This window comes from Allobosea sp. (genome assembly GCF_036675845.1).
Classification (GTDB): Bacteria; Pseudomonadota; Alphaproteobacteria; order Rhizobiales; family Beijerinckiaceae; genus Allobosea.
The window spans coordinates 1-2,656 of the sequence record NZ_JAKFED010000202.1; the positions used below are offsets into that span (position 1 = coordinate 1).

Sequence of the window (2,656 nt, forward strand, 5' to 3'; positions counted from 1 at the left end):
TAGAGAACGCGCGATTCCGGGATCGCCGCTCGAGCGGCGATCCCGGAAAGACGGAGATCGAAATTCGCCCTAATGCGGCGAACGATCTTCCGGCAGCAGATGCACCGCGGCCTTGATCGGCAGATGGTCCGAGGCGATGCGCGCAAGCGGCGAATCGTGCAGCTCGACGCTGGCGATCAGATCGGCCGGATAGGCGACGATCCGGTCCAGCGCCAGGAGCGGGAAACGCGCCGGAAAGCTCGGGATCGCCGCCTGGAGCGGGCCGAATTTCGGGGCGAGCCCCTGCAGGGCCGAGCGACGGCCGATACGCCATTCGTTGAAATCGCCCATCAGGAAGACCGGCCTGCCATCGGTCGGCTTGGCGGCGGCGATCAGCGCCTCGACCTGGCGCGAGCGCGAATGGCGCAGCAGGCCGAGATGGACGGCGATGATGCGGACGATGCCGGCGGGCATCGTCAGGTCGACGATCAGGGCGCCGCGCGGCTCGACGCCGGGGAGCACGATCTCGCGCGTGGCCGTGACGGTGCCCGTCCTGAACAGCACGACATTGCCGTGCCAGCCATGGCCGCGGCCCTGCACCGGAGCCGCGATCAGCCCGGTGCGCCGCTTGAGCGCCTCGAGGTCGAGCAGTCCGGCGCGCTCGCCGAAACGCTGGTCGGCCTCCTGCAGCGCGATCACGTCGGCGCCGATCTCGTCGATCACGGCGACGATGCGCTCGGGGTCGAAGCGCCGGTCGCGCCCGACCGCCTTGTGGATATTGTACGAGGCGACAAGCAGCTCCGAATCCCGCGGCGGCTTGCCGGCATGGGCCCGCCCCGTCCGGTCACGGCTCCAGGTCGATATCCGCAGGGGGCGCAGCCGGCGAATCCGGGCCAGGCCGCGATGCTCCGTATCCTGCATGACGTCATCGATCTCCCTGGAGCACGCGTTCTCTATTCATAGTTCAGCGGCGGTTTCACCGATCAGCCGGGTCGCAAGCAACTGCCGTGCCGGCATCGCAGCAAGGCGGCAGGAGATCAATGCGTCAAACACGGCAAAGGTTCTGTCCGCCCCGAAAGATTGAACGACTTCCGCGATAGCCCGTTATGATGAAAGGAGCAAAACGGCAGGCGGGAATGCACATTTTCGAGATCATTCTGATCGGCGTGGCGCTACTGGCCCTGGCCTCGCTTGCCGCGATCTATTCCTATGGCCGCTTCGGCCGGCGCGCGCGCGGCGTGCCGACCCTGGCGCTGCCGGTTTCCGACGAGGAGACGGCGCTCGACCGGGCGGTCGTGCCGCTCCTGCGCGAGCATCCGGAACTCAGCGGGCTGCTGCTGCTCGCCGATAATCTCCAGGCCTTTGCGGTGCGGGCCTTCGCGGCGCGCAATGCCGGACGCAGCCTCGACCTGCAATACTATTACTGGCTCGACGACCTGACCGGCGGCCTGCTCGCCCGCGAGGTGATCGCCGCCGCCGATCGCGGCGTGCGCGTCCGCCTGCTGATCGACGACATCAACACCCGCGGCGACGATTCGGGCTATCTCGGGCTCGACCGCCACGCCAATATCGAGGTCCGGCTGTTCAACCCGAGCCGCAATCGCTCCAGTTCGCTGCGCCGTGGCATCGAACTGGTGCTGCGCGCCTTCCGCGCGACGAGGCGGATGCACAACAAGGCCTGGATCGCCGATGGCCGGATCGCGATCATCGGCGGGCGCAATATCGGCGACGCCTATTTCGACGCCTCGCGGACCTCGAATTTCCACGACATGGATGTCCTGCTGGTGGGCGACGCCGTGCCGCAGGCGGAGCGTATCTTCGACGATTTCTGGAACAGCCCGGCGGTGATCCCGCTCAGTGCGCTCAGCCGCTCGAAGCTGCGCCGCAAGCTGGCGAGCCAGGCCAGGCGCCCGCTGCGGCGCCTCGTCAATGCCGCGCCCTTCCTCTCCAACCTCTCGGAGCAGAAGGAGGCGCATGTGCTGCCCGAGGGCGGCCGCTCGCTGCTCTGGACCGCCGAGGTCGAGGTCGTATCCGACCCCCCGGCGAAAGCCTGGGATCCGCAGGGCACCGGCTGGCTGGCCGAGCGCCTGCTCACCATGCTGTCGGCCGCCCGCAGCGAGCTCAATATCATCTCGCCCTATTTCATTCCGGGCCCGAAGGGCGCGCCGGCTTTCGCAGCCATGGCCCAGCGCGGGATCAAGGTCTCGGTGCTGACGAACTCGCTCGCCGCCACCGACGTGGTCGCCGTCCACGGCGCCTATGCCAATTACCGCAAGACCCTGCTCAAGAGCGGCGTCATCCTCTATGAGCTGCGGCCGGAGATCGTGCGCGAGGGCCCCTCGCTGTTCGGTTCGCGGGGGGCGAGCCTGCACACCAAGGCCTTCACGGTCGACGGCAAGGCCGGTTTCGTCGGCTCCTTCAATTTCGATCCGCGTTCCGCCTCGCTCAACACCGAGATGGGCGTGATCTTCAGCGACGAGCGGCTGGTCGACCAGATGCGCGCGGTCTTCCTGCAGCAGACCGCGCCGGAATGCAGCTTCCAGGTCACGCTCGAGGGCGGCCGCCTCGCCTGGAGCGACGCCTCCGCAGGCGGCCCCCGCAAGCTGCGCTCGGAACCGGGGGCGAGCCTGGGGCGGCGCCTGGCGGCAAGGGTCATCGGGCTGCTGCCGATCGAATC

The 2,656-nt window shown here is 68.1% G+C and carries 2 protein-coding genes; one reads left to right on the plus strand and one right to left on the minus strand.

Annotated features, from left to right (window positions below; translation table 11 throughout):
• Positions 1-69: 69 nt before the first annotated feature.
• Positions 70-900, minus strand: coding sequence for an endonuclease/exonuclease/phosphatase family protein (locus V6M56_RS21210; RefSeq protein ID WP_332686730.1), 831 nt, complete (start codon positions 898-900; stop codon positions 70-72).
• A 215-nt stretch (positions 901-1,115) separates the two neighbouring features.
• Here V6M56_RS21210 and V6M56_RS21215 point away from each other — a divergent pair.
• Positions 1,116-2,656 (plus strand): phospholipase D family protein (locus V6M56_RS21215; RefSeq protein ID WP_332686732.1); only part of this gene is annotated, 1,541 nt, incomplete at its 3' end.

Bases quoted from the DNA above. Each gene is read 5' to 3' on its own strand.
- V6M56_RS21210 (WP_332686730.1), bottom strand. From the start codon at position 900: ATGCAGGATACGGAGCATCGCGGCCTGGCCCGGATTCGCCGGCTGCGC.